Origin of the sequence: Arthrobacter mobilis, assembly GCF_012395835.1 — a bacterium.
GTDB classification, from domain to species: Bacteria; Actinomycetota; Actinomycetes; order Actinomycetales; family Micrococcaceae; genus Crystallibacter; species Crystallibacter mobilis.
On sequence record NZ_JAAZSQ010000030.1, the window covers coordinates 1 to 24,063 of the forward strand.

24 protein-coding genes are annotated in these 24,063 nt (G+C 63.3%); 14 read left to right on the forward strand and 10 right to left on the reverse strand.

Annotation, left to right across the window (positions count from 1 at the left end; translation table 11 throughout):
- The first annotated feature begins 252 nt into the window (after positions 1 to 252).
- A complete protein-coding gene (locus tag HGG74_RS19455) occupies positions 253 to 1,323 on the forward strand; it encodes an IS110 family RNA-guided transposase (protein ID WP_312856917.1) in 1,071 nt (356 codons plus the stop codon).
- Positions 1,324 to 1,640: 317 nt separating this feature from the next.
- Here HGG74_RS19455 and HGG74_RS19460 read toward each other — a convergent pair whose 3' ends face one another.
- The gene (locus tag HGG74_RS19460; protein WP_168489078.1) at positions 1,641 to 2,123 is read right to left on the reverse strand and encodes a GNAT family N-acetyltransferase; all 483 of its coding nucleotides are present in this window, start codon (positions 2,121 to 2,123) and stop codon (positions 1,641 to 1,643) included.
- 643 nt (positions 2,124 to 2,766) lie between these two features.
- Between HGG74_RS19460 and HGG74_RS19465 the strand changes: the two genes are divergently transcribed.
- On the forward strand, positions 2,767 to 2,982 hold the full coding sequence (locus HGG74_RS19465) for a hypothetical protein (protein ID WP_168489079.1): 216 nt from the start codon (positions 2,767 to 2,769) through the stop codon (positions 2,980 to 2,982).
- A 159-nt stretch (positions 2,983 to 3,141) separates the two neighbouring features.
- Here HGG74_RS19465 and HGG74_RS19470 read toward each other — a convergent pair whose 3' ends face one another.
- The gene (locus HGG74_RS19470) at positions 3,142 to 4,452 is read right to left on the reverse strand and encodes an MFS transporter (protein ID WP_168489106.1); all 1,311 of its coding nucleotides are present in this window, start codon (positions 4,450 to 4,452) and stop codon (positions 3,142 to 3,144) included.
- A gap of 823 nt (positions 4,453 to 5,275) precedes the next feature.
- On the reverse strand, positions 5,276 to 6,940 hold the full coding sequence (locus HGG74_RS19475; RefSeq protein WP_168489081.1) for a helix-turn-helix domain-containing protein: 1,665 nt from the start codon (positions 6,938 to 6,940) through the stop codon (positions 5,276 to 5,278).
- Positions 6,941 to 7,165: 225 nt separating this feature from the next.
- On the opposite strand from HGG74_RS19475, the gene HGG74_RS19480 reads away from it, so the two are divergent.
- The 7 genes from HGG74_RS19480 to HGG74_RS19510 all read left to right on the forward strand — a co-directional run bounded on the left by HGG74_RS19480 (position 7,166) and on the right by HGG74_RS19510 (position 12,751).
- Positions 7,166 to 8,014, forward strand: coding sequence for a citryl-CoA lyase (locus HGG74_RS19480; RefSeq protein WP_168489083.1), 849 nt, complete (start codon positions 7,166 to 7,168; stop codon positions 8,012 to 8,014).
- Positions 7,999 to 8,760, forward strand: coding sequence for an SDR family NAD(P)-dependent oxidoreductase (locus tag HGG74_RS19485; RefSeq protein WP_168489085.1), 762 nt, complete (start codon positions 7,999 to 8,001; stop codon positions 8,758 to 8,760). The genes HGG74_RS19480 and HGG74_RS19485 overlap by 16 nt, the downstream gene beginning before the upstream one ends.
- A 27-nt stretch (positions 8,761 to 8,787) precedes the next feature.
- On the forward strand, positions 8,788 to 10,023 hold the full coding sequence (locus HGG74_RS19490) for an NAD(P)/FAD-dependent oxidoreductase (RefSeq protein WP_168489087.1): 1,236 nt from the start codon (positions 8,788 to 8,790) through the stop codon (positions 10,021 to 10,023).
- A complete protein-coding gene (locus HGG74_RS19495; protein WP_168489088.1) occupies positions 10,004 to 11,140 on the forward strand; it encodes an acyl-CoA dehydrogenase family protein in 1,137 nt (378 codons plus the stop codon). Before HGG74_RS19490 ends, HGG74_RS19495 begins: the two co-directional genes overlap by 20 nt.
- Positions 11,141 to 11,170: 30 nt before the next feature.
- Positions 11,171 to 12,010, forward strand: a complete 840-nt coding sequence (locus tag HGG74_RS19500; RefSeq protein ID WP_168489089.1) for a polysaccharide deacetylase family protein — start codon at positions 11,171 to 11,173, stop codon at positions 12,008 to 12,010.
- Positions 12,011 to 12,311: 301 nt separating this feature from the next.
- Positions 12,312 to 12,527: a hypothetical protein gene (locus HGG74_RS19505; RefSeq protein ID WP_168489090.1), complete on the forward strand. Its 216-nt coding sequence runs from the start codon at positions 12,312 to 12,314 to the stop codon at positions 12,525 to 12,527.
- Positions 12,524 to 12,751, forward strand: coding sequence for a hypothetical protein (locus HGG74_RS19510; RefSeq protein ID WP_168489091.1), 228 nt, complete (start codon positions 12,524 to 12,526; stop codon positions 12,749 to 12,751). Before HGG74_RS19505 ends, HGG74_RS19510 begins: the two co-directional genes overlap by 4 nt.
- 1,336 nt (positions 12,752 to 14,087) lie before the next feature.
- Here the strand turns inward: HGG74_RS19510 and HGG74_RS19515 are convergent.
- From HGG74_RS19515 to HGG74_RS19530, 4 genes are read right to left on the reverse strand one after another with little or no spacing between them, the layout of a single operon-like run.
- Positions 14,088 to 14,927 carry a substrate-binding periplasmic protein gene (locus HGG74_RS19515; RefSeq protein WP_168489092.1) on the reverse strand — a complete coding sequence of 280 codons (840 nt, stop codon included), beginning with the start codon at positions 14,925 to 14,927 and terminating at the stop codon, positions 14,088 to 14,090.
- 24 nt (positions 14,928 to 14,951) lie between these two features.
- On the reverse strand, positions 14,952 to 15,623 hold the full coding sequence (locus HGG74_RS19520) for an amino acid ABC transporter permease (protein WP_246263090.1): 672 nt from the start codon (positions 15,621 to 15,623) through the stop codon (positions 14,952 to 14,954).
- The gene (locus tag HGG74_RS19525) at positions 15,605 to 16,261 is read right to left on the reverse strand and encodes an amino acid ABC transporter permease (RefSeq protein ID WP_168489093.1); all 657 of its coding nucleotides are present in this window, start codon (positions 16,259 to 16,261) and stop codon (positions 15,605 to 15,607) included. Before HGG74_RS19525 ends, HGG74_RS19520 begins: the two co-directional genes overlap by 19 nt.
- A complete protein-coding gene (locus HGG74_RS19530) occupies positions 16,258 to 16,983 on the reverse strand; it encodes an amino acid ABC transporter ATP-binding protein (RefSeq protein ID WP_312856918.1) in 726 nt (241 codons plus the stop codon). Before HGG74_RS19530 ends, HGG74_RS19525 begins: the two co-directional genes overlap by 4 nt.
- Before the next feature lie 382 nt (positions 16,984 to 17,365).
- On the opposite strand from HGG74_RS19530, the gene HGG74_RS19535 reads away from it, so the two are divergent.
- Positions 17,366 to 17,746 carry a RidA family protein gene (locus tag HGG74_RS19535; protein WP_168489095.1) on the forward strand — a complete coding sequence of 127 codons (381 nt, stop codon included), beginning with the start codon at positions 17,366 to 17,368 and terminating at the stop codon, positions 17,744 to 17,746.
- A gap of 83 nt (positions 17,747 to 17,829) precedes the next feature.
- On the opposite strand, the gene HGG74_RS19540 is transcribed toward HGG74_RS19535, so the two are convergent.
- From HGG74_RS19540 to HGG74_RS19550, 3 genes are all read right to left on the reverse strand, one after another.
- On the reverse strand, positions 17,830 to 18,246 hold the full coding sequence (locus tag HGG74_RS19540; RefSeq protein ID WP_168489096.1) for an acyl-CoA thioesterase: 417 nt from the start codon (positions 18,244 to 18,246) through the stop codon (positions 17,830 to 17,832).
- A 117-nt stretch (positions 18,247 to 18,363) separates the two neighbouring features.
- Positions 18,364 to 19,575 carry an NAD(P)/FAD-dependent oxidoreductase gene (locus HGG74_RS19545; protein WP_168489097.1) on the reverse strand — a complete coding sequence of 404 codons (1,212 nt, stop codon included), beginning with the start codon at positions 19,573 to 19,575 and terminating at the stop codon, positions 18,364 to 18,366.
- Positions 19,576 to 20,370: an aspartate/glutamate racemase family protein gene (locus HGG74_RS19550; protein ID WP_168489098.1), complete on the reverse strand. Its 795-nt coding sequence runs from the start codon at positions 20,368 to 20,370 to the stop codon at positions 19,576 to 19,578.
- Positions 20,371 to 20,717: 347 nt separating this feature from the next.
- Here HGG74_RS19550 and HGG74_RS19555 point away from each other — a divergent pair, with 347 nt between their 5' ends.
- Genes HGG74_RS19555 through HGG74_RS19570 form a run of 4 tightly spaced genes read left to right on the forward strand, consistent with a single transcriptional unit; the run spans position 20,718 to position 24,046 of the window.
- The gene (locus tag HGG74_RS19555) at positions 20,718 to 21,191 is read left to right on the forward strand and encodes a MaoC/PaaZ C-terminal domain-containing protein (protein ID WP_168489099.1); all 474 of its coding nucleotides are present in this window, start codon (positions 20,718 to 20,720) and stop codon (positions 21,189 to 21,191) included.
- Between the two features lie 35 nt (positions 21,192 to 21,226).
- Positions 21,227 to 22,714 (forward strand): class I adenylate-forming enzyme family protein, encoded by a 1,488-nt coding sequence (locus tag HGG74_RS19560; RefSeq protein ID WP_168489100.1) that lies wholly within the window; start codon positions 21,227 to 21,229, stop codon positions 22,712 to 22,714.
- On the forward strand, positions 22,711 to 23,622 hold the full coding sequence (locus tag HGG74_RS19565) for a nitrilase-related carbon-nitrogen hydrolase (RefSeq protein WP_168489101.1): 912 nt from the start codon (positions 22,711 to 22,713) through the stop codon (positions 23,620 to 23,622). Before HGG74_RS19560 ends, HGG74_RS19565 begins: the two co-directional genes overlap by 4 nt.
- Positions 23,615 to 24,046: an acyl-CoA thioesterase gene (locus HGG74_RS19570; RefSeq protein ID WP_205762228.1), complete on the forward strand. Its 432-nt coding sequence runs from the start codon at positions 23,615 to 23,617 to the stop codon at positions 24,044 to 24,046. The genes HGG74_RS19565 and HGG74_RS19570 overlap by 8 nt, the downstream gene beginning before the upstream one ends.
- Positions 24,047 to 24,063 lie beyond the last annotated feature (17 nt).

The window sequence follows — 24,063 nt, forward strand, 5'->3', positions numbered from 1 at the left end:
TGGTGTTGGTCGCCTCGCCGCAGTTGTGACGCATGACAAAACCGGCCCCCTTGGGTGCCTTGCCTATGAACTGTCCGACCGCGGCGGGCGGCCGGCGCCGACCCGGCCCATTTCGGTGGCCTGATCAGAAGCCTGCCCGACCCTTCAGGGGTCGTGGCCCATCACAGTTCTGCCTCGAAGTGACCTCTCCCGGTCACGGCGCCGGTCCGCAGCGGCCGGGAACACTGTCTCATGGAGAGGAACCCTGATCGCGTGAGCACCATTGTCGCCCACACATATTCGTTCGTCATCGGCGTGGACACCCACGCCAGGACCCACACCTACGCTGTGCTCGCCGCCAATGGCGAGCATCTGGGAACGGAGGCCTTCCCCAACACACATGCGGGCAGGGCCCGCGCGATCGCTTGGGCCGGACGCCGCACCGGCGGAGACCTCGGCGCGCTGTGGGTCATCGAGGGCATTGGCAGCTACGGAGCCCAAGTCGCCCGTCAGGCGGGGCTTGCCGGCTACCGGGCGGTTGAAGCGGCCCGGATGGGCAGGGCCGGCCGGCGCGGGATCGGCAAGTCGGACCCGATCGACGCCCGCCGCATCGCCGCAGCCGTGCTCCCGCTCACCGTAGAACAGCTGCGCACCCCGCGGATGGACGAAGGCGTTCGGGCAGCGGCCCAGATCCTCCTCACGGCCCGTGACGAGCTCACCGGGGAACGGACCAGGGCCGTGAACGCCCTGACAGCCCTCGTGCGCATCGCCGATCTAGGGATCGACGCCCGGCATCCCCTCGGGGCCCGGAAGATCGCCGAAATCTCCCGCTGGCGTCCACGCGAGGAGGGCATTGCCGCGGCGACCGCCCGTACCGAAGCCGTCCGGCTGGCCAAGAGAATCCTTGTCCTCGACGCCGAGATCAGGGACAGCGACAACCGGATCGGTGATCTCGTCGACGCCAGCCCCGCTGCCGCCCTGGTCGATGAAACCGGGATCGGGCCCGTCACCGCCGCCACTGTTTTGGTCGCCTGGTCCCACCCAGGACGGATCAGGGACGAGGCCGCGTTCGCCGCCCTCGCCGGTGTGAGCCCGATTCCGGCTTCCTCGGGCAATACCACTCGGCACCGGCTCAATCGCGGCGGCGACAGGCGTCTCAACCGCGCCCTGAACGTTATCGCGATGGTCCGCATGGTCCACCACCCCCAAACCCGCTCCTATGCCAACAGGCGCCGCGCAGAAGGCAAGACAGACCGCGAGATCCGCCGCTGCCTCAAGCGTTATCTGGCCCGACGCCTCTACCGCCACCTCAACACCGCCGCCGGCGGCGAAATCGGGGGTTGACGAGATATAGAAGCTTCATAGAAGAGTCGATAAACGTGAATGTGTCGGGACGAGGTCTCTCTCGCTGAAGCAGCCAAATGGGACGGTTTCAAGGACTGTCATGCATTCAGTTCGGGAGGCGCAGGTCATTCAGCCTTTGCATAAGTTCTCAGATCTCAGTGCCGCGCTAGCCCACCGTCTTATAGGACGGCAGGGCAGGCCGCACGAGCGGCTCTTGCCCGGCGTGCGGCATCGCCTGGCGTTCGGCGAGCCGCGGATCAGCTGACCTTCTGGACCGGCAGGTGGGCCGGGAGGCCCGGCCCACCCGTCCGACGCCTTCAGGCTGCCTTGGTGTAGTTAACGATGGGGAACGGGGTGAAGCCCAAGGCTTCGTAGAGGGCGCTGGCAGCGGCGTGGAAGTCGTCACCGCCTGTGCCAATGGATATGACGCGGGCGCCGGAGTCCTTCAGTTGTGCGACTGCGTGCTCGGCAAGTGCCTTGCCGGCCCCGCGCCGGCGCGCGGACGGGCTGACAGCAATAATGTCGATCTCTCCGTGGGCCTGGTCGGGCTGCACGACCCAGCCGACGAAACCGACAACGGTTCCGCTGTCTTCGGCAACCGCTGCGGACCGGCCCGCTTCGGGATTGTCGAGGGCGGCCAGATGCCTGCGGTAATCCTCGCGCCACTCACCGTGGCGGTTCCGGAAGACGGTTTCGCCGACAAGTGGCCGGTAGGAGCCTTCGTAGAACGGACCGAAAGTCTCGATCGCGAGATCAAGGAGGACGGGCAGGTCCCGGGGTGTGAGCGGACGGATGTCCATGGGAGGCCTTTCATCTGAGGGTTTGGGGGATCACCGCTGCCGGCGGCAGCGGTCCTGATCACGGCCCGGCGGGCCGTTTCCCTCAGGCGCGGGTTCTGCCCGCTGCGAAGCACTCCATGGCTCGCACTCTAGCCAGGGGGCTCACGGTTGTCGACACCCAGGGACCGGCGCCGGAACGCCAGGGCCCGGGGCAACCTGGGGCAACAGCGTTGACCGGCTGCCCCATACGCCCCGGCCGTCGTGGCCGCCCTGCTTGTGCACAGGTTCTGGCAGGCCGGCCGGTTCCCGGCACATCGTCCAGGCGGGCACCCCGAACGCCTGGGCGCGAAGAGCGCATCTCGGGCAGCGGCCGCTGCCTGTGCCATGTAACCGCCACGCCCGGGTACGGGTCCGGCAGGCACCGGACCCGGGACAGGGGCAGCTTCGGCCCCTGTCCCGCCGGCGGCTTGGGAGCGGCGGGGGAGCGGTCTGGGATGGACTCCGCCGGCGAGGACACCGGCGGAGAAGAGGCAGGCCGGTATGCGGGGACTGTTTCCTGTGTTCGCGTCCTCAACGGACGGGCAGAATCGGTGGGCGGAACCGGAGTCACTGCCTCCGCCGCCGCCCCGGCGAATGGAACCGGCAGCGGACCGTGGACGGGGACGTGCCCGATGATTCCCTGACACGGATCCTGGCGGCGCATATCCACTGCGGCGAACCCATGCAGGTCCTGGGAACGGAACCGCCCCCGATCACCCAGCCTCTCGTGATCCTGCCCTCCGTGCCGGACGAGGAGCCGGTGCAGGACCGGCCTGCCGGACTGTGCACCTACCGCTGCGCGTGCGGGTTCACCCTGGACGAATTCCCGGACCTGGCCTGAAATCAATCCGCCGACAACCGGAGGTCATGTCCGGCCGGTCCCGGACGCAGCCGTTGACATTGGGTGTCTCACTTTGCTGTCCCACATGCCCCGATGGCGAGACAGGCGGATGGTCGGCCGTGCAGCGATCTAACGACCGGTATCGGGAACTTCGGTATGCTACAGGGCCGCTGCTTCATCCAGGCTCAGGCCTTTCGTTTCGGGCGCCATGCGCCAGCTGACGAGGAAACCGAGCAGCGTGATGCCGGCGGCAATCATCATCGTCATGCCAATTCCCAGTTCGACGAGGGACCATGGGACGAGATAGGTTCCGGCGGCGGCACCGATCCTGCTAAGGGACGAAGCCAGCCCGACCGCGCTTCCGCGGATTTCGGTGGGGAACAGTTCATTGGGGTAGACCCATTGCAGGATCTGGGCCCCTCCAATGAAGACCGCGTAGGCGGCGAACAGCATCAATATGACCAGAGCCGGGGACTGCGGGAACAGGCCAAGTCCCAAGAGTGCGACACCTGACCACAGGAAGCTGTGGAGGATCACCTTGCGCCGCCCCATCCGGTTGATGAGCAGGACAAACACCAGGGAGCCCACAAGGAAGAGGATGGTGATGACCGCCGAACCGATATTGGCCATAGGACCGGTCAGGCCGAGTGCATCAAGGATCTTCGGGGCGAAGGCGTAGATCGCGAAAAGGGGAATGATCGAGCACGTCCAAAAGATGGAGATGAAAACCATCCGCTTTCCGTAGCCGGACCGGAAAAGGACCTTCGTGTCGATCCTTTCACCGTGTTCGTCGGCGGAAAGGCTCTCAAGGCTGGCGTTATCTCCGAATACACGCCGGACTACGGCCCGCGCCTCATCCACACGGCCCTTGTTGGCCAGCCACCGCGGCGATTCCGGCGTGCCGTGACGCAGGATCACGAATACGACGGCAGGCAGGGCACCGCTGGCCAACATCCAGCGCCAGCCGTCAGGTCCCAGATGCAGGAGCAGTTCTCCGACCACGTATGCGACTGCAGCCCCCACGAACCACATGACGATCAGGGCTCCGATGAGCGGACCACGATACTTCTTTGGTGTGAATTCGGCCAGCAGAGATGTCGCGATTGGGTAGTCGGCGCCGACGGCAATACCGATGAGCAGTCGCAGGACGAATAGCCAGAAAACGTCCTGGACCCAGAACTGCGCAACTGAACAGAGAATGATGGCGATCAGGTCCAGGGTGTAAAGCGTTTGGCGGCCGAACTTGTCGGTCAGCCACCCGCCGAGAAAACCTCCGAAGAAGACCCCGATAAGCGCCGACGCGCCGATCAGGCCCTCCCACGATGCCGACATGTTCAGCTGTGGGCCCGCCTGCACCAGCGCCACTCCGATAATGCTCAGCACGTAACCGTCGAGAAAAGGCCCGCCTGCGGAATAGACGGTAAGCCGCTTGTGAAAGCTGTTCAGCGGAAGGTCTTCGACATTTGTCATAGTTGGTATCGACATGGTGGCTCCTATGGATCTTTGGCCACCGCACGTGCTCGAAAGCAGCGGGGCGACCGCTCTGCCAACGCCAAGTTGGACTTTGGAGGCCGGCGCAGCTGTCGTGCTGTGCGCGCGCTCGTTTCACTGATTCGAGACTAGGTCCTGGATCACACCGCGGGCTATTGGAAAATATACGGAGTGACAGTATCGGCGTAGGAACACTAACGGGCGGGCCGCGATTGGCCCGGAGTCATCAGCGGAGACCCGCCTATTGGCATCTGGGGTGTTCGGGGACAGGCCTGGTAGGAGTCGTGGTTGCGCCAGCTCGCGGACCTCAGGATGCTATTGGTTAGTGCGGCTGCGTTGCGGCAAAGGCTGGTGCGTATACCCTGGGCCGTCCCAGGTTGATGCCGTTTTCTTTCTGATGCAAGGATTCCATCCATGCCTGGGACGTTCCTTCAGCCGTCCGGTACGCACTGTCTTGCGTGCCCGGAAGAAACGCCGGCCTGCCAACCGCACCTTTGGGGATGCCCGGCTCCTTAACGTCCTGCACGGGCTGCGCCGGCCCGACGGGAAGGACAGGTTCGGCCGAGGTGCTCTATGGAAGATGGCCGTATGGCCGGGCCAGAACGATTTCCCGGACATCTCAAAACCCACGCAGGTTCGCTCTGCCTCCTCGTGTGAGCGAAACTGTCAGTGGTTTCGTGACGGCGGTGCGCAGCCACAGCGAAGCACCCGAAGCATCATGTACCGATTTGACTCCCCACACGCCGCATCCCCGGTAGCAGCAACAGGGCTCCTGCTACGCCGGGCCGCCATTCGGGCACACTTAGTCCGGAATCGTCGCGCCAAGTACTGTCAGCCGTTCCTCCTGGAAAGAACCGTCCAGCGGGTTGTCGATGGCGGCAGTGTCCCGGGCACCGGATGCCCGGGGGCGTTCGCCCGGCCGGATGGCACGGGTGCGCTGGCCGGCCCGCTCGGCCATCAGGGCCATCTGCACGGAGGCGATGACCTCCGGTGAGCGGAGCGAACCTCCCACTATCTCCTCGATCTTCTGGAGGCGATAGCGCAGCGAGTTGTGGTGGATGTGGAGCGCGTTTGCGGCTGCCATGACGTCAAGCTGGGCGTCGAAGTAGGCCTGGACCGCTTCCAGCAGGATGGGTTTGGCCCGGACCTGCCCCAGGATGTCGGATGACCAGTCGGTCATGCGGTCGAGGCCGACATGGGCCATCAGGCGGGTGACGAAATTGAAATCGTCGTAGCTGCCCAGCCTGGAATCTCCCTGCCTGCGGGCGTGCTGTGATGCGAGGACAGCGTCGTGGTGGGCCGTGGGAACATCGCGGACATGCGTCACGGCACGCCCGACGCCAATCAGCAGGCCTCCATCCTCAGCGAGGAGCTTCGCCACGCCGTCGGCACGTACCGTCGGTGCGGCCTCAATCAGGACGATTGCGCCGGTCTTGGTGGCCGTTGCCAGGAGGGCCGACGAATGTGCCGGAAATGCCTGGTGGATCCGGTCAACAAGGGATCCGTGGTTTCCAGCGCCCCGTCCCGAGCCGTAGCGTTCGATCTCCAGGACGCGGACTTCCTGGTTGAAACCAATGCCCAGTGAGGCTGCACGTTCGGCCAGCACTTCGGGATTGTCCTGGGGTTGCAGGGCCAGCAGTTGGTTCAAAACGGAGCTTCCCACCGCCCGGGCCTGCTTGGTTTCAATGACATCGATCCGTTCGACGGCGTCGAGCAACGAGACGGTGACCCGGGCAGCGGCCCGGACGAAGGCATCGACGAAGTGCTCGCGGCGTGCGCCGACGATGAGCCAGCGCGTTGGTTTCGACGCGGCGTCCGTCAGGCGAACGGCCAGGGCGTTCCAGCCGGAGGCCCTGATTTCAACTTCCGGATGCTGCGAGTCTCCTATTTCCCGGCGCATCATGTGGAACGGCAGCACGCCCTCCGAGAACTCAACATCGCCGCTGGCTGCGGCAATGCCGGCGCTGGCTCCGGACAGCCTGGCTAGTTTCTTGACGAGCGCTCCCTGCGGTTCGTCGAGCCCGAGGGCCGCGACGAGGGACTGCTGCATGGTCAGCAGCCGATGAAACCGGACGGAGTCGGGACTCGCGTGGAAACGGCTGATCGTATCGATGACGTCCGCGAAGCGGGTGGCTTGTGGAATCTCCAAAACCGGAATCCCTGCCTTGTCCAAAGCCGGGGCAAGCGAGGACAGATACTGCTGGGTGGAGGACTCGGGGAAGGCTACCGCGGCGATTTTCGCCTCCACGGCGTACTTCATGAACCGTTTGACGTCCTCGGCGTCCGCCGGCAGCCAGCCGACGACGAGGATCAGTTCCCCTTCGCCCAGCCCCTCTATGTGCTGGCTGGCCGCGACTATCTGCGCTGAACTAATGATGGTTGACGGATCGGCCTGGGAAAGCGGTCTCAGCTGAAGTGCCGGGGACTCCACGAGGTCGCCGATCGTGCAACCACTATTCGTCGCCATGGTCCCTCTATATCCGGTGACCCCGGGGTGTCTGCCCGGGGTTCTTGCTCTGTATGGGGAGTTTATCGGCCCTGTTGCCGTGAAGCATCAGTTTGGCTTTGGTGGATTTACGAAAATGACAGGGCATAGTCAGAGTTGGCCCAATAGGTTCAGCTTCGCTGTCCTCCTAAGCTTCAAGCAGGCAGGTGTTATTGCCGAAGCAGGTGCAAAGTTGATCGGGAGAACATGACCAACACAGTGAGCCCAGAAACGCTGGACAAAGAGAACGCTGCCTACTGGTCGACGGCGGTGAGCCGGGTAACGGATTCGAAAGTCTTCATCAGGGGCTATGACCTGGAGGAGATGATCGGAAAGATTCCGTTCTCCGCCGCCACCTTCCTTCTGTTGAAGGGCCGTCTGCCCAGGCCGGCCGAGGCCGGCCTGGTGGATACGGTTCTGTCTGCAATCCTGGACTATTCGTTGCAAAAGTCCGGGACGGTTGCCGCGCGCTACGTAGCTTCCGCCAATCCCAGCATGAGCGCGGCGCTGGCAGCCGGAATCCTCGGCGTCGGCAAGGTGACCGTGGATCCGTCCGAGGCAGCTCGGTTCTGTCTTGATGCCTATGCCCGTCTCAAAGCCGGCAACCAGGACCCCGACCAGCTGGCCACCGAGATTGTTGCCGAGTTGCGTGCCGCGAAGCAGCGCATCCCGGGTCTTGGCCACCCCGTATTCCGCTATGTCGATCCCCGTGCCGCGCGACTGAAGGAACAGGCTGTCCAGGCAGGAGTCTGGGGCGAACGGGCGGAATTTTTCGAGAAGATTGTCAAGGTCTTCACCAGCCTTCCGGGCAAGGAGTCCATCGTCCTGAACGACGTGGGCATGATGGCCCTTGTCCTGGTCGAAATGGGATTCACGCCGGAGGAAACAACCGGGCTGGCGATCCTTTCGACCCTTCCGGGGGTGATCGCCCATGTCTCGGAAGAGCTGCAGGAGGGACGCCCGATCCGCACGGTTGCCGAAGGAACCGCCGTTTACGACGAAACTGTCAAAGACTTCCACAAGGATTGGAGTGAGGCCGGATGGGCCGCAGAGTAGCCATCACAGGAGCCGGTGCAGGAATCGGACATGCCATCGCGGCAGGATTTGCCGCTTTGGGAGACACCGTCTATATCGCCGACATCTCGCCGGAACGACTGGCAGAGGCCAAGGCCTCGCTGCGCGGTGACGTGCATACCGTCCAGGTCGACGTGTCCGACTACACCGCCGTTGAGTCTTTCGTCCAGGAAGCCGCCGGCAACGACGGACTGGACGTCATGGTGAACAACGCCGGGATATTCGACGGATACGCAAGTATCTACGAGACCTCGCCCGCCTTGTGGCAGCGGATCATCGATGTGAACCTGACCGGGTACTACAACGGCTGCAAGGCAGCCGTGGAAGCCATGGCCGGCAAAGGGGGGCGGATCATCAACATCGGTTCCGTAGCCGGACAGCACGGTGCCGCAGATGGCCTTGCCTATGCGGCAAGCAAGGCCGGCATCGAGGGAATGACCCGCCGTCTGGCGATAGACGTAGGTACCAAGGGCATTACAGCCAATGTCGTTGCCCCGGGCGTGACCGCCACGAACATCCGGGCCAACTCCGGTGATCAGCTCGGAGACCTGGTTGACATGAACCGCGGTGTCGGGGCTTCTCCCGAACTGATGGATTTTCTGATTCCCTTGAAACGGTCGGGTCAGCCTCATGAGGTGGCCGAACTGGTGGTTTTCCTGGCCGGTGAGGGCGGAAGTTACATCACCGGCCAGGTGATCCATGTTGACGGAGGATGGCACGCAACCTGATGCGTGCCGGGATGTGAAGGAGTTGCCATGTTGCTGGACCAGGCGGACATCGTCGTTGTCGGCGGCGGGATCGTGGGGGTTTCGACTGCCTACGCCCTGAACCAGCGCGGGTTCGATGTCGTTCTCGTCGAGCAGCGTTTTATGGCGTTCGGTGCCTCCGGGCGCAACTCCGGCGGATTGTGGTTCCAGACGGCGCGCGGCGGAGCGGAATTGGAGCTGCTCCGCCGCAGCACCGAACTCTATGCCGGCCTGGAGGCCGATCTCGGGCGGACCTATGACTTTGACCGTTGCGGCGGCGTATTCTTCTTCGAAACGGAGCAGCAGCGGGAAATCCTCACGGACTACGCAGAGGACCGCCGCAGGCTCGGGATCTCCGCCGAATTCATCTCCGTGGACCAGGCACGTGAAATCGCACCAGGTGTTCCGGAGACAGCTCTCGGCGCCGTCTACTCGGCCGATGACGCCAAGGTGAACACTTCCAAGTTCGTCCGGGCCCTCAACCAGTTGTCGAGCCGGCTCGGCGTACGCGTCTACGAGAACACGCCGGTGCTCAGCCTGGTCCGTAACGGGGACTCCATTACCGGCGTACGGACGGTGCGGGGCAATATCATGGGTGGCGGCGTGGTCTGGTGCGCGGGGCCGTGGGCGGCCAATCTGGAAGCCGAGGGTATCAGTCTTCCCCTGGAGCTGCTGCGGGTCGGGCTGCTCACGACCCAGCCCATCCGTAGCCGGCTGAAGGCCATAGCCCGCGGCCCGTTCGGGGCGCAGCGCAACAGCGTGCTCGAAACCCTGCCGGCCTTTGACCCAGCCGTTTTCGATGCCGACAAGGGACTGAGCGGCAGGCTGGGTTACGACGACAGCGTCATTCAGGGCGCCGACGGGAACCTGCTGATCGGCCACACCCTGGACGCAGCCGGGTCCCTGAACCCGCACATCACTTTGAATGCTTCGCGGATGATGATTGACACGATCCTGCAGCGCCATCCCGAGTACGGAGATCTGGGCGTCACCGGGCTTTGGGCCGGGATCGTCGGCTGCACCCCGGACCGTCTGCCCATCATCGATAACGTGGAAGGCCTGTTCGTGAACACCGGCCATTCCAACGGCGCCGGGACAGGCCCGTTCAGCGGCCAGCTCATGGCGCAGCTGGTCGCCGGGGAAGAACCGGCCATGCCCCTCGAAAACTTTTCCTCGGATCGCCCCGGACTCTCCGCGGGCCGGTCCAATGACAGGACACCTCCCTATGGACTTTCACGTATCTGAAGACGACCGGCAGTTCCTGAAAGATGTCACGGCTTTCGTCGATGACGAAGTCATCCCGGTGGCGGACAAGATGGACGCCGCGGAGCAGTATCCGGGCGAACTCGTGGACCGGATGCGGCAGCTCGGGTTTTTCTCCGCCAGTTCACGCTGCCTCGTGACCTATTCCCTCGCCCTTGAGGAACTGGCCCGCGGCTGGCTCAGCCTCATCCCGATCGCCAACGCGCACACCTCCTCGGTTTGGACGCTGAAACACCATGGAACGCCCGGGCAGCAAGCCGGATGGCTGCCCGACCTGCTGTCCGGTGCGATCATCTCCTGTCTGGCCCTGACCGAACCCCACGGCGGATCGGATCTGCAGAACATCAGGTCCACGGCCCGGCGCACCACCGCTGGCTGGGTCATTGACGCGCACAAGACATTGATTACCCACTCGGATCACAGCGATTCCATGCTCATCCTGGCGCGGACCGATGAACACGTCCAGGGCCATCGGGGTTTGTCCCTCTTTCTGCTCAAACGCGACGAGTGGGTGGTACAGCGCAAACTTCCCAAGCTGGGCACCAAAGGCATCGAGACCTGCGAGCTGAAAGTGCAGGGCGTGGAGATTCCCCACGACAGGCTGGTTGGCGGCCAAACCGGCAAGGGGTTCGGTCAGGTAATGGACGCACTCGAAGTCGGCCGCATTGCCGTCGCTTCGGCAGCTGTGGGGGTGGGACGAAGCGCGCTTTGGAATGCGGTGGAGTACATCCGTCAGCGCGAGGCCTTCGGCACTCGGGTCGCTGATATGCCGGCCGTGCGTTCCGACGTGGCCAAAGTCGGCAACCAGTTGGCTGCTGCGAAGGCGCTGACCCTGTGGTCGGCCGTCCTCAAGCAAAACGGCGGGCGGCACGACGTGGAAACGTCCTCGGCGAAGGTGGTCGCAACCGACGCCGCGGTCGCGGCCTCATTGAAGGCCATGGAGCTGGCAGGCGGCAACGGGTACACCGAGGACTACCGGTTCGCCAGGATCCTGCGCGACACCGCCCTCTTCCTCGCCGGCGAAGGTTCCAACGGAGTACTCAACAGCCTGATCGGAAGCAGACTCGTTTCCGGCGAGAAGAACCTGGCCTGGATCTAGCGGCCCCACGACTAAGAGAAGGACAAATCCATGCCTTTGGCCTTACCCGAAGGAAAGCGGCTCGCGGTGTCCGTTTCCGCGGATTTCGATGCCCACAGCGTCTGGATGGGTTCCTTCGGGAACACCTCACCGGCATACCTCTCGCGCGGGGAGTTCGGTGCCGAAGTCGGCGTGCCACGCGTGCTGGAGACCTTCCGCCGCTTCGGCATCCGGACCACCTGGTGCATCCCGACGCACACACTCCAGACCTTCCCCTCCCAGTGCGAAGCCGTGATGGACCACGGCCACGAAATCGCCGCGCACGGCGTCTACCACGAATACATTCCCAAACTCGAAGCCGATGAGGAACGCCGGCTCATGGAGCTGCAGCTCAAGCAGCACGAAAAGCTCGTGGGCAGCCGGCCGGCAGGTTACCGCTCACCGGCCTGGGACTTTTCGGAGACAACCCTGCAGCTGCTGGAAGAGTTCGAGTTCACCTGGGACTCCTCGCTGATGGGCAGGGACTTCGAGCCGTACCGCCCCCGCCCGGTGATCAGGCAAAGCCGGGAGGAGGGAAACGTCTTCGGCCCTCCCAGCAGCGTGCTGGAGATCCCCGTCTCCTGGTACCTCGACGACTTCCCGCCCCTGGAGAACCTCCCCCGCAGCGTCGGCATGGCCTCCACCGACGACGTACTCAAACGATGGACCGACCTGTTCGATTTCGCCCACGAACGGGTACCCGGCGGAGTCTACGCCCTTACCGTCCACCCCCAGACAATCGGCCGCGGCCACCACCTGCTCATGTTCGAGCGTTTCCTTGAACACGCCAGCCAGCACTCCGATGTTTGGTTCGCGCCCATCAGCGACATTGCCGCCTGCTGGCAAGACTAGAGCCTGTCCCTTATTGCCGTAGCTGGATAAGACACAGGCAGGGGGAAGATCCGCCTGACAGGTGAACACGGGCGACTCCATACCGGGGTGCCGATGCCACCGCCTGAAGTGACCGAAGGAACTGCCGCAACGCCCTGACCTCGTACGCGTCGGCGTCGAAGTTCACGGCACGGCCATGCCTTGCACCGTCGGCTGGCGCGGCCTGTCTTTCCTGCAGGATCCCGCACTGAGCGCAGCGGCATGTGGCGGGCAGCGCCTTGGCGCACATGCATCAACAAACCGCGATATGAAAGGCATCCTCATGGGAATCCGCGCAGAGTGGAATGACCTGGCCGGCCTGCAGGTGCAGATCCAAAAAGACGGGCGCACCATCCGAACCGGCCAGGTGGAGACCGTAACCGCCGCTGCGGACGCGCTCTGGATTGCAGCCCACGGGATCGAACCCCGGGCCCTGTACGAGAAGGCGCAGGGTCATACGGTCCTGCCGGTCTCCGAACACGAAGGGGCAAGGTCATGAACACCGAAACTGACACCGTCGTCGAAGTTAAGGTCCGCGACAGGTTCATGATGGACCGCTGCCTGGACGCGGCAGTCGACCGGATGATCGATGTCGCCCTGCTGGGCCGCAGCCACGGCATCCTGGTCACTCGCTTGGGCCACGGGCACTTCACCGTCGGACTGAGCGACGCGGTCCCCTTCGGCTGCACCGAACAGCTCGACGCCCGGACCAGGTCCTTCTGACCTCTGGCCGGCGCCGTTTCGGCGTTCGCAGGTGCCCGGGCCCGCGACGCATCTATCGTGTCCGCCGGACGATACGTGGATAGGGGGTACTCATTACCCGGCACCGCCGTGATGCCTATAGCGTCGCCGTATGACCTGAGCGAGGGTCCCTACGGCATGACTGATGAGCGGGAAGACTTTGGAGCTCCACAAGGAATACCGCCCTGCCATGATGCCCTGACAGCTGAGGTTGTCCGGTCTCAGTTCGCGGCCGTGCTGGTCGGCCTCAAAGGCCCCGTCGGCCCCGGTTCGTGCCGTCAGGGCGTTACCGGATCGGCGAATAATTGCCATCGTTTTTGCCTTTCCCCGGCCCACGGCAGTGGCACATCGGTCTTGCTTTGTGTTTCCTGGGGTCCGTGAAGCGGACCCGCGGCGAACAGGTCATCAAGCAACGGCCGGCTGACGGGTTGCGTTGGCGTGTAAATCGGCCCCGGGCAGTACTGCAGCCTTCCTCCTAGATCTACGGCTCGTCCACGCCGTAGATCCCCTTATTGGAGCCACATTGCTTTGCCTGTCGGCCATTTCCCGGGCTGTCCGTCCCGGCCTGGGGAGTTTCCCCGCGGGCGGGAGCAGGGGTCCGGTTACTGCCCGTTGCCGGTCAGTGACCACAGATGACAGGCGGTGTTTGACGATCCCTAGAGTAATCCGGATTGATGGGAATTGCGGGCATGAACCATCAAGCGAAGATGGCAAAGGAGAAACTCCTTGCAAAACCAGTGACGTAGACAGGCACCGGCTTGGCAGGAGTTTCTCCCTTGCGTGAGATTATGTGGACTATCACGGCTCGGAACTGGAAAACACACGATATGCAGACCTTGCTTCATTAGCACTCTGAAGGCTTGTATTGGCGTCCTTCGTGCCAGACTGCCGATACCGCGGAATGACGCCCTGAAAGCTCTAGTTGGCGGCAGATTCCGTCCCCGGGCCTATAGTGCAGGAACCTTGACGGACGGATCAGCCAATCCTGAGGAATGTTAGTCCGTCTCCGGTCCCAGGCAGAACCGGCATCCGACCTCACAGGTCAAAGGCTCCGTCCTGGAAGACCCTTGTCCGGACATGGCTGCCTCCTTGGACCGCTGCGGGCCCGATTCCGTGGTAATGGTGCCGCCGGCCGAATACCCTCTCGTCACGGGGAGAACCTTTCTACGGTGAAGTCTGCGGTGTGCGTTGGCAGGGGCTATACCTGACGCCGGACTGTAAGCCTGCCTGTGATGGACCGCAAATGCGTCCGATGTGGACAGCGGCACGCTCGTCGTGCCGGTCGTGCCGCTGTCCGTATTCGTGATCTTGGCGGGCCCTACTCGCTTTCCGGCTTTGCCTGCGACTCGTCGATCCCGAAGTCTCCGAGGATCTTGGCCAGGGAGCCGTCATTCCGGATCTTTTCGAGATGGCTGTTGATAGCCTCGGTCAGTTCCGTGTTGCCCTTGGTATGGGGCAGGTTCGTCACCGAGGGATGCTGGGTGGCTTCGATCAGAGGGGTTTCCGCCATCTCGACATAGCTCAGCCCGGAGTCCGGGGACTGATCAAGCCGGCCGGCTGCCTCGTTGACTGCCATCATGGCCACATCAATGCGGCCGTTCAGCAGATCCTGGTAAACGGCGTCGGGTGACTGGTAGAGCTTGGCCTTGTCTCCGGCCCACTTCACCAGGTCGTCTACCCAGAGGTACCCCTGGGTAGTGCCGATGGTCTTGCCCTCGTAGTCTTCGATCTGCCCGGACGGGTTCTTTCCCACCAGCACGGCCGGATCCCCGTAGGCAGGTTCACTTTGGTTCACGATTTTGGCCCGCTCCTCGGTGGGGTACCAACCGCCTGCTGCGACATCGGCCTGCCGGCCCTTGACCGCCTCGATCACGCCGGCTGCAGGCAGCACCTTGACGTCCAGCTCAAGGCAGTTCGCCTTCGCAAAGGACTCCAGGATCTTGCCGTCCACGCCGTCAATTTTCGAGTTCTGGTAAGTGAACAGGGGCGGGTAATCCGGGCCCACAACGCTCAGCTTGCCTTCATGAAGGGTGTTGAACTTCGAGGCGGGAACACAGTCTGATGCGACCGTGGTTTGGGCGTCGGCGGCACATCCGGAAAGGGCAGCCGCGCCCAGCAGGACCAGGGCGATGGTGCCACGGCGGATAAGCGTTTTCATGGGATTCCTCGTTTCAGCAGGTAGTCAGGAAGTTGCGGTTCGGGATCCGCGGCGGTTCATGTGTTCGGATAGGAGGGAGAGGGGAATCGAGATGGCAGCGTAGAGCCCTGCAGCAAGGGCAAGCATGTTCAGGTACTGAAAGTTGGTAGTTGCCAGGACATAGGCTCGGCTCATCAGTTCTGGCACTGCCAGGGCGAAGGCCAGTGAGGTCGCTTGGAAGTAGATGATGGCCCAGCCGAGCAAGGGCGGAACAATGATCTTTAGTGCCTGAGGCAGAAGTACGCGGAGGAAGATGACCGTGCGCGGTAGGCCGAGCGCGTGGCCGGCTTCCCGCTGTCCATGCGGGACGGCGGCAAGGCCGGCCCGGAACACTTCGCTGGTGTAGGAGGCGAAGCTGATGGCCAGACCCACCGCGGCCGAGAGGAACGCGTCCAGCGACATTCCCGCCTGCGGCAGCCCGAAGTAGATCATGTAGAGAAGGACCAGAGCCGGGATGCCGCGGCCAATCTCCACGAGGGCAAGGGTGGGGACCGAGACGTACTTTCGCTTCTGGGACAGTCCGACAGCCATGAGCAGACCGAGCGGAAGGCCCATGGCCAGCATCGCCGCGGTCAGCTGCAGGCTGAGGGCAAGCCCGGGCAGCAGGTCTGCCAGGAGATCGGACCAGCTGTCGGTATTCATACCCGCACCGCCCATCGGGAAGCCGCCTTCTGTCCAAGCCAGCGGCCGAACATGGCGACGGGGAAACTGATGATTAGGTAGACCGCGCCGGCGATGGCGAAGACCGTCAGGCCGTCAAGCGAACGCTTGCTGAGGGCCAGCGCCATGGCCGTGATGTCCTGGGCACCGATGACCGAGGCCACCGCACTGTCTTTCAGCAGTCCGATGAAGTAGGCGACGGCCAGCGGTATGACCGCCACAAGGGCCTGCGGAGCCGTGACATGGACAAACGACGATGTCAGGGGCAGGGACAGCGCCTGGGCTGCCTCGCGCTGTCCTCCTGGAACCGAGCTGAGGCCGGCACGGTAGATTTCGGCGATATAGCCGGAAGAGATGACACCCAGGCCGAGAACGGCAGCCCCAAGGCTGGTCAGCTGCAGGTTGAACTGGGTCAGGCCGAAGTAGAGGACGAACAGCCAGACGATCGGGGGAATGCCGCGGACGATCTCGATGTATCCCCCTGCCAAAAACCGCAGGGCGGGAAAGGACGAGACCCGGGCCCATGCCAGAGGTAGCGCGATAACCGCTCCGAGGACAAAACCACCCACGGCCAGCAGCAGCGTAGTGCCCAGCCCCGCGATGATCGCGCTAAAGCTGGCGAGGATTCCGGTCACCGCCCGTTCACCGCCCGGAGGAACTTTTGTGTGCGCTCCTGCTGCGGGGAACGGAGAACGGAGGACGGGTCGCCTTGTTCGACGATGACCCCGTCGGCCATGAACACCAGGTGCTCGGCCACGTCTTCGGCGAAATTCATTTCGTGGGTGACCACCAGCATCGTCATACCGGAGTCTGCCAGTTCCCGCATGACAGCCAGGACTTCTGCGCCGAGTTCCGGATCGAGGGCGGAGGTGGGCTCGTCGAAGAGCATGATTTCCGGGTCAAGGGCCAGGGCGCGGGCGATGGCGATGCGCTGCTGCTGCCCGCCGGAGCACTGGGAAGGACGGGCATTGGCCTTGGCCTCCAGACCGACGCGTTCAAGGAGGTGCCGGCCGCGTTCCCTGGCCTCATCCTTGCTTCGTCCCAAGGCCTTGGTCTGGGCCAGCATGATGTTTTCCAAGGCGGTCAGGTGTGGGAACAAGTTGAACGACTGAAAACACATCCCGACGGTCCGCCGCAGCTGCATCAGGTCGGCCGGCTTGGGTTTGCGGCTGCCGGGGACGGTCGGCCTGCCGTTGATCAGAATCTGTCCGCTGGTCGGTTCCTGGAGGTGGTTGAAGGTGCGCAGCAGCGTACTCTTGCCCGAGCCGCTCGGCCCGATAATCGCGCATACTTCGCCCTTGGCTATCCCGAGGGAGACGTTATCCACGGCCTTGTGCCCATGGAACTCCACTGTCACGTTTTGCGCTTCAGCCGCATAGCGGGATTCCGCGGCTGCGGTCGGTGGGCTTGTGCTTTGTTGCATTGCCACGTTCATCCTGGCCTTTCCTGAGGAGTTTCTGGCTGCAAGCCGGTCAACGTCACGGCCTTTCGACCGAGAACGCAATGTGCTGCAAAAAAGGTATGGCTCAGACGGCGGGCAGGGAATTGGAAACAATACGAAGGTTGCCAGGCATCAATTGGCAGTCCTCTAATTGCTGATGCTGGGCGGCTAGGCAACGATTAATGACGCGACCCTGCGTTCCCCTGCCGATACACGGCAGGGGAACGCGGCCAAGCCCGCCGGGGCTTTCGATGGCCTCGCCCCCACACTGATTCCAAGCCAAAGGGAGACGCATATTTTGCGCAAGGAAATTACGGCACCGCAGGTTCCGTTGGGCCGGCACTACAGCCACGCAGTTCGCTCCGGGAACATGGTTTACACCACCGGACAGGTCCCGGTCGACGCCAACGGGAAAACGGTCGGAGACGATATTGTCACCCAGGCAGGCCAGGTCTTCGAAAATCTCGCAAGCATCCTGGATGCCGCCGGCGCCGGATTCGACGACGTCGTGAAGACGACCATGTATGTCACCAATATCGAAGATGTTGCGCTGCTCTCGGATTTACGTTCCGAGGTGTTCGGGGATACGAAACCTGCAAGCGTCGGTATCCAGGTCCCCCGCCTGTGGGATCCCCAGCATCTCATCGAGATCGAGGTTATCGCGCAGGTCAATGACTAACCTGCCCTTCCGCGGCCCGTGGCGTCCCGCGTTCTTCCTCCGGTGGAAGAACGCGGGACGTGCTGCTGTCCGGGGGTGCGGGGTTAGCCGGGACTTACATCGGTGGTTAACGCAGCTGCCAGTTCGGCCGGGAAAGGGGCAGCTTTGAATTCGCCAGCCGGGGAAAACGCGACCCAGACGTGCTTCGTTTCCACAATTGCCGCGACGCCTGCCCCCTCCAGGACATTGGTGCGGAAGGTGAGGGATGTCCTGCCGATGTCGGCCACCCACGACTCCAGCGTCACGGAGTCGTCCTGATGGAGCGGCGACAGGTATTCCGCCGAAGAATGTACGACCGGGAGTCCGAAGCCTGAGGCCAGAATCTCACGCAGCGGACGGAAGTTTGCTGCCAGCCATTCGGAGAAATTGTATTCATGCCACCGGTAGACGGTGGGAAAGAAAATCACCTGCGCCGAGTCGACATCCCCCAGCGAAATCCGAACGGTACGGTTGTAACCCATGAAGGCGCTCCAAAGTGTCGGGGCATATCTCGCCGGACGGTATGGCACCGGGGCGCCGGGACGCAAGTCCCGGCGCCCCGGCCGCAGGCCTCCGGGCGAGAGCAGCCTACGGGGTGGCTACCACTGCACGGACAGCCCCGGGACAACCGGGTCCAGCTGGCGGTCCCAGCGCACCTCGGTCATGTCGACTTCAGGCTCCCTGCCGGTCAGCAGCTGGCTGATCAGCTTTCCGCTCATCGGACCGGCGGAATTCCCGAAGACGTGCCCGGCGGCCATGATCAGGCCCGGAGCAATCTCGTCGATGACCGGGACCATGTCGGAAGTGAAGGGCAGGACACCGGCCCAGACGCGGTCGATGCCCACCTTCCGCAGTCCCGGGAAATCGTTCATGATGTCCGTGGCGATGGCGCCGAGACCCTCAAGGCTCGGGAAGAGATCCACTTCGGCCGGATAATCCATGGGGCAGCCAAGCAGTATTTCACCATTGGCCCGCTGAGCCGCCAGCGTCAGCAGCTCCAAACCCGTCTCTTCTTCGATCTTGCTATGGAACAGGCTGCCGTCCCACGAGGGCAGGTTCCGGAACAGAGTGTAGGTTTTTGCCGCCAGCGGGCCGTAGACCACCGGTTTGATCTGGGCCGGCAGGGGCTTGGTGGCCATGACCTGCAGGCGTTCCCGGCCGATCGGGACCTCGTAGCCGCTGGCCCGCATGAGCTTCTCGGTCCACGCCCCGGATGCAATGACCACCTTGTCGGCGAAGAAATTGCCTTCGTTGGTCTCGACTCCGATGATCCGCTCTCCGGAGACGATGAGCCGGGTAACCGTAACCCCCTCGCGCAGGTCGGCCCCTTCGGCCCGGGCACCCGCTGCAAGCGCATTGACCACGGTGGGGGTGTTGATCTGGGCGTCATTGGCGCAGAAGCTGGCTCCAACGACGTCCTCGCGGATCGGGCCGACCTTCTCCCGGACTTCCTTGCCGTCCAGGAGCGTCATGTCCAGGCCGTCAGCCTGGCGGGCCTCGACGAACTCCTTGAAGATCGGGGCCTGGCGTTCGTCGTGGAAGTAGATCAGGCCGCCTTCGGCCCGGAATTCGAACGGGACGGGCAGATCCTCCTTCAGCTGGTCGTAGAGTGCCCGTCCTTTCAGCGAGATGTTCAGTGCCCAGCCTGGGTTGCGGCAGTGCAGCCACACGAAGCCGGGGTTCCGTCCGGAGGCACCGTAGGCGATGTGTTTCTGTTCCAGCAGGGTAACGTTCAGCCCCTCGCGGGCGGCGAAGTAGGCGGTTGAGGTGCCGACGAGGCCGCCCCCGACGACGAGTACTGAGGAAGTCATTTATCCGATCCTTTCCGGAGCGTAGAGCGTACTTTCAAAATAAGGGTCGACCTCGGCGGCCTGGCCGGGATCGTGTGCGGCAAGGTTCTGGTAGTAGCCGGTACGCGCCAGGCGGTACTGGCCGGCCGCGTTCATATCCGCGAGCATCTCGGCGGTTTTGACGGCGATCAGGTTCGGGTTGATGACTGACAGTTCCCCCAGTTCCTTCCTTCCGCGCAGGTACGCGAGTTCGTAGCAGGCTGAGACGATGGTGCAGCCGATCAGCACGGTTTCCGCTCCGGTACGTCTCATGATGTCCTGGACATGGCCGTAGGTTTCCTCCGCCACTGACATCGGATCCTCGACCATGTCGTCCACGAACCAGCCGACGGCTTCGACCCCAAGGCAGTTGACGTCCGTGCCGTATACCCTCAGCCGGTCCTTGAGTTCGGGAACCGCCTTGTGATGATCCGTCACCACCGCGTACCGGTGCCCGAACATGCGGGTAATCGCAGTTGACGCCTCGAGCGGCCCGACCACGGGAATGCTTACGAGTTCGCGGACCTCGGTCAGCGCGGGGTCATAGAGGCAGCCGATGACAAACGCATCAAATCCGGCCTCTTCGGCGGCCTTGGCAGCCTTGAGGATCTCCACCTGAACCAGCTGCTTCGGTGCGTAGTAGTCCAGGTTCCGGGGCCCTGCGTTCAGATGCCAGACTTCAAGTTCGGTTTCTTCGCGGAGGGAAGGAACGAGCACTTCCTTAATAAGATTGTCGTATTTCTCCGTCCCGAAGGGGTTCAGGAAACAGATGCGCATGGTGCTCCAGTCTGCTTGCGGTGTGTCATGGATCGCGTCGACCCGGTTCTGACACTACGAGCCGCTGGGTGGAGTGAGAATTGGAAGAGTCACAAAAAATAACGCCATCGCTGAGGGGAGTTCTGAGCGAGCCGCGATGCCGGCCAAGTCCCCACGGAGTTTCCGCTCCATGGTAGGCCCCGGCGAGCCCCGACTGGAAGAGTACTGAAAGACGCCTGTGCTTTTCGGTTGAATGTCAATGGATTCCCCGCGGCGCCCCCGTCAGGATTGCAATACGCTGAAATTGGCGGCGCCGAGGAATGAGACTGCCTCAGCGCTTCCCTTCTCCCGGAATTTGTGAGGACGTAATGGACGTAGCAGTCGACACGCAGAGCTCCACTGGACTGTATTTTGACGAATTCGAGATCGGGCAGTCCTGGAAGACCCCGGCCCGTACCATCACCGAGGCCGACGTGGTCCTGTTCGCCGGTTTCTCCGGGGACTTCAACCCGCTGCATACGGACGAGGAATTCTCGAAGCAGACACAGTTCGGCGGGCGGATCTTCCACGGTCCGGGAGTGTTCGCCGTGGCGACCGGCCTGGAGTCCCGGCTGGGCATTAAGGAAGGAACCGCAATTGCGTTTCTGGGCATGACCTGGAGCCTCAAGGGACCGGTGAGGATCGGGGATACCATCCGTGTAGAGCAGACTGTGGCAGCCAAGAAGGCCTCCTCCTCCAAGCCGGACCGCGGGATCGTCACGTTCGATGTGTCGGTGGTCAACCAGAAGGGCGAAGTGTGCCAGGACGGCCAGTGGGTCGTGATGTTCAAGCGGGCCGGATGATGGTGTGCGAAACGTTTTCGACTCGGCTGCGCAGCGTGGCAGCTGCCCGGCCGTTGAAGATGGCATTGCGCGATAATGAGCAGGTTGTCACCTACGGCGAGTTGGATGCCGCTGCCGACAGGCTTGCAGCCCGGCTGGTAGAGGCAGGAGCAACCACCGGCACGCACGTTGTGCTCATGGCCGACAATTCGGCCGGCTACTTGGCAGCGGCCACGGCCATTTGGCGGGCCGGTTCGGTCCTGGTCACCCTGTATGCCTCATCAGGGCCGGCCGAAGTATCCTACGTACTTGAGAATTCCGGCGCTTCCCTGATTGTCGCCGACCAGCGGGCGAAGGCAGTCATCGACGAACTTCCCGACGCCCCTCCGGTTCTCGTTATTGACCCTGCGGAAGTCTTCGCCGGTGCCCCGTCCCTGGTCGAACTGGCCGCGCTGCCCGACCCGGACCCCGAAAAGCTGGCCCTGATCTGCTACACCTCCGGGTCCACGGCCCGACCCAAGGCCGTGATGCATTCACATGCAGGTCTGCTGGCCGGCGCCGAGGCCTATGCCGCGGTCTGGCACATCACCGCAACCGAACGCACTATCGTATGCCTGCCCATGGCCTGGGCCTTCGGTCTGGTCACCACATCCATGGCGACCCTGATCCGGGCCGGGGAAGTCATAGTTCTTCCCCGGACCAAACCGGAGATGATCATCGATGCCGTTTCCCGGCTGCGGGGTACCTTCCTGGCAGGTGTGACCACCATGTTCGTGAAGCTCACCGAGTACCTGGACACCTTGGCAGAGCGTCCGGACATGGGATCGCTGAGGTTATGCATTTCCGGTGGCGAACCCCGTAATGAAACGGTGTTCGCCCGCTGGACGGACTTCACGGGCTGTCCGGTGCACGACGTGTACGCAGCATCCGAGTGCTTCCCTGCCGTCACCTATGACCCCGTCCAGGATCCGGTACCTGTGCTTGGTTCGTCCGGGCGCGTTGCACCCGGTTCCCGGATGCGCGTGGTGGACGCGGACGGCAACGACGTGCCGGCCGGAGCAGTTGGCGAAGCACAGTGGAAGGGTCCGGCCCATTTTCTCGGTTACTGGAAGGATCCGGAGCTGACGAACAAGGTCCTGACCGAGGACGGCTGGTACCGCACGAGCGACCTGGTGCGGGTGGACCAGGACGGCTACGTGTTCGTCGAGGGGCGCATCTCGGACATGATCATCCGTGGTGGAAGCAACGTTTCTCCCGCCGAAGTCGAGGCTGTCCTGGCCCAGCACCCTTCTGTGCGTTCCGTAAGCGTCGTCGGATTGCCGGACCTGCAGTACGGCGAACAGGTGGTGGCGGCGATTGTCCCGCGGGGCGGCGACCTGCCCGCGACCGATGAACTCCGGGCTTTCTGCGCCCAACGGCTGGCCGGTTACAAGATCCCCACGGCCTTCGTGGCGCTTGAAGCATTCCCGATCAATGCACGGACGGAGAAGGTCGACCGAAAAGCCCTCAAGCAGTTGCTTCTGCAGGAAGGAGCGGTCGCATGAGCCGGTTGCGGATCGCCACCGCACAGTTCGCCCTCAGGGCCGAGCCATCCCTCGAGGTATTCGGTGAGCATGTCGCCTCTGTCGTGGCCGAAGCCGCAGCCGCCCGGGCCCAAGTGGTCCTGTTGCCGGAACTGGTCACGACAGGGCTGCTCGCCAGCCATCCGGATCCTGAGGCTCTGGCACCGTCCCGTGTCGATGAGGTGTACCGGAGCCTGTTTCCGCGAATCGCCAACGACTATGTGGACCTGATGTCCGGTATCGCCCAGCAATTCGGCATCGTTATCGCCGGCGCCAGCCATTTCCGGCAGTTGCCGGACGGCAGCCTGCGCAACACCGGTTACTATTTCCATCCTGACGGACAGGTGGACACCCAGGACAAGCTGCATCTGACGCCCCCGGAGCGGGCCATGGGCATCTCCCCGGGAGATACGGTCACGCAGGTGCGGATCGACGGCTTCCCCACGGCGCTGCAGATCTGCGCGGATATTGAGTTCCCGGAGGTTTCAAGGGAACTGGCACTGCAAGGGGTCGAGCTGATCCTGGCCCCTTCCCTGACCTGGAACAGTCGCGGCGCCAACCGCGTCCGCTACGGGGCCCACGCCCGGGCCATGGAAAACCAGCTCTATGTCGCGGTATCTCCGCTGGTCGGCTCCAACGGACTGCCTCACGGCGGTGCCCTGCACTGCACCGGTTACGCCTTGGTCACCACCCCGCTGGACCGGACCTTCGGTCTCAACGACGGGGTGCTGGCAGCCCATGCAGACACCCGCCAGGAGGGCATCGTTATCGCTGACCTGGACTCATCCCTGGTCTCGGCTTCGAGGGATAATCCGGAGCCCCCGGGACTGAAGTTCATTCGCCCGGCGTTCTACGAATCGTTGCGCCAGGGGACCCGGATCGGTGGCTAGCCAGGTGTTCTTCCATCGGTTCAGGGTGCGGTATCACGAGACGGACCCGCAGAAGTTCCTCTTCAATTCCCGCTACCTTGAGTATGCCGACGTCGCGATGACCGAGTTTTTCCGCAGCCTTGGGTGGAGCTACCCTGAGCTCCTCCAGGCCGGGTTCGATCCCTCCGTGGTCAGCAGCACGCTGGACTTCCATCGTCCCGCCTATCTTGACGACTGGGTGGACGCCGAGGTCGTCTGCACCAGAATCGGAACCTCCAGCTTCACGCTGCGGTTCTCATTCAGTACCACAGGCCGGCCCGTCTGCACCGTCGAAAGCGTGTACGTCAACGTCGACCCCGCCACCGCATCGTCCCGGCCGATACCCGCCGAGATCGCCCACCAAATCAGGCTCAGCCAGCCGGCACTTGCCGAGCCCACCTGCTGAGTCCCCTACAGGAGGTA

Coding starts and splice junctions, on each gene's coding strand:
- HGG74_RS19460 (WP_168489078.1), bottom strand. CDS start 2,123: ATGGACATCCGTCCGCTCACACCCCGGGACCTGCCCGTCCTCCTTGAT.
- HGG74_RS19470 (WP_168489106.1), bottom strand. CDS start 4,452: ATGACAAATGTCGAAGACCTTCCGCTGAACAGCTTTCACAAGCGGCTT.
- HGG74_RS19475 (WP_168489081.1), bottom strand. CDS start 6,940: ATGGCGACGAATAGTGGTTGCACGATCGGCGACCTCGTGGAGTCCCCG.
- HGG74_RS19480 (WP_168489083.1), top strand. CDS start 7,166: ATGACCAACACAGTGAGCCCAGAAACGCTGGACAAAGAGAACGCTGCC.
- HGG74_RS19485 (WP_168489085.1), top strand. CDS start 7,999: ATGGGCCGCAGAGTAGCCATCACAGGAGCCGGTGCAGGAATCGGACAT.
- HGG74_RS19490 (WP_168489087.1), top strand. CDS start 8,788: ATGTTGCTGGACCAGGCGGACATCGTCGTTGTCGGCGGCGGGATCGTG.
- HGG74_RS19495 (WP_168489088.1), top strand. CDS start 10,004: ATGGACTTTCACGTATCTGAAGACGACCGGCAGTTCCTGAAAGATGTC.
- HGG74_RS19500 (WP_168489089.1), top strand. CDS start 11,171: ATGCCTTTGGCCTTACCCGAAGGAAAGCGGCTCGCGGTGTCCGTTTCC.
- HGG74_RS19505 (WP_168489090.1), top strand. CDS start 12,312: ATGGGAATCCGCGCAGAGTGGAATGACCTGGCCGGCCTGCAGGTGCAG.
- HGG74_RS19510 (WP_168489091.1), top strand. CDS start 12,524: ATGAACACCGAAACTGACACCGTCGTCGAAGTTAAGGTCCGCGACAGG.
- HGG74_RS19515 (WP_168489092.1), bottom strand. CDS start 14,927: ATGAAAACGCTTATCCGCCGTGGCACCATCGCCCTGGTCCTGCTGGGC.
- HGG74_RS19520 (WP_246263090.1), bottom strand. CDS start 15,623: ATGGGCGGTGCGGGTATGAATACCGACAGCTGGTCCGATCTCCTGGCA.
- HGG74_RS19540 (WP_168489096.1), bottom strand. CDS start 18,246: ATGGGTTACAACCGTACCGTTCGGATTTCGCTGGGGGATGTCGACTCG.
- HGG74_RS19545 (WP_168489097.1), bottom strand. CDS start 19,575: ATGACTTCCTCAGTACTCGTCGTCGGGGGCGGCCTCGTCGGCACCTCA.
- HGG74_RS19550 (WP_168489098.1), bottom strand. CDS start 20,370: ATGCGCATCTGTTTCCTGAACCCCTTCGGGACGGAGAAATACGACAAT.
- HGG74_RS19555 (WP_168489099.1), top strand. CDS start 20,718: ATGGACGTAGCAGTCGACACGCAGAGCTCCACTGGACTGTATTTTGAC.
- HGG74_RS19565 (WP_168489101.1), top strand. CDS start 22,711: ATGAGCCGGTTGCGGATCGCCACCGCACAGTTCGCCCTCAGGGCCGAG.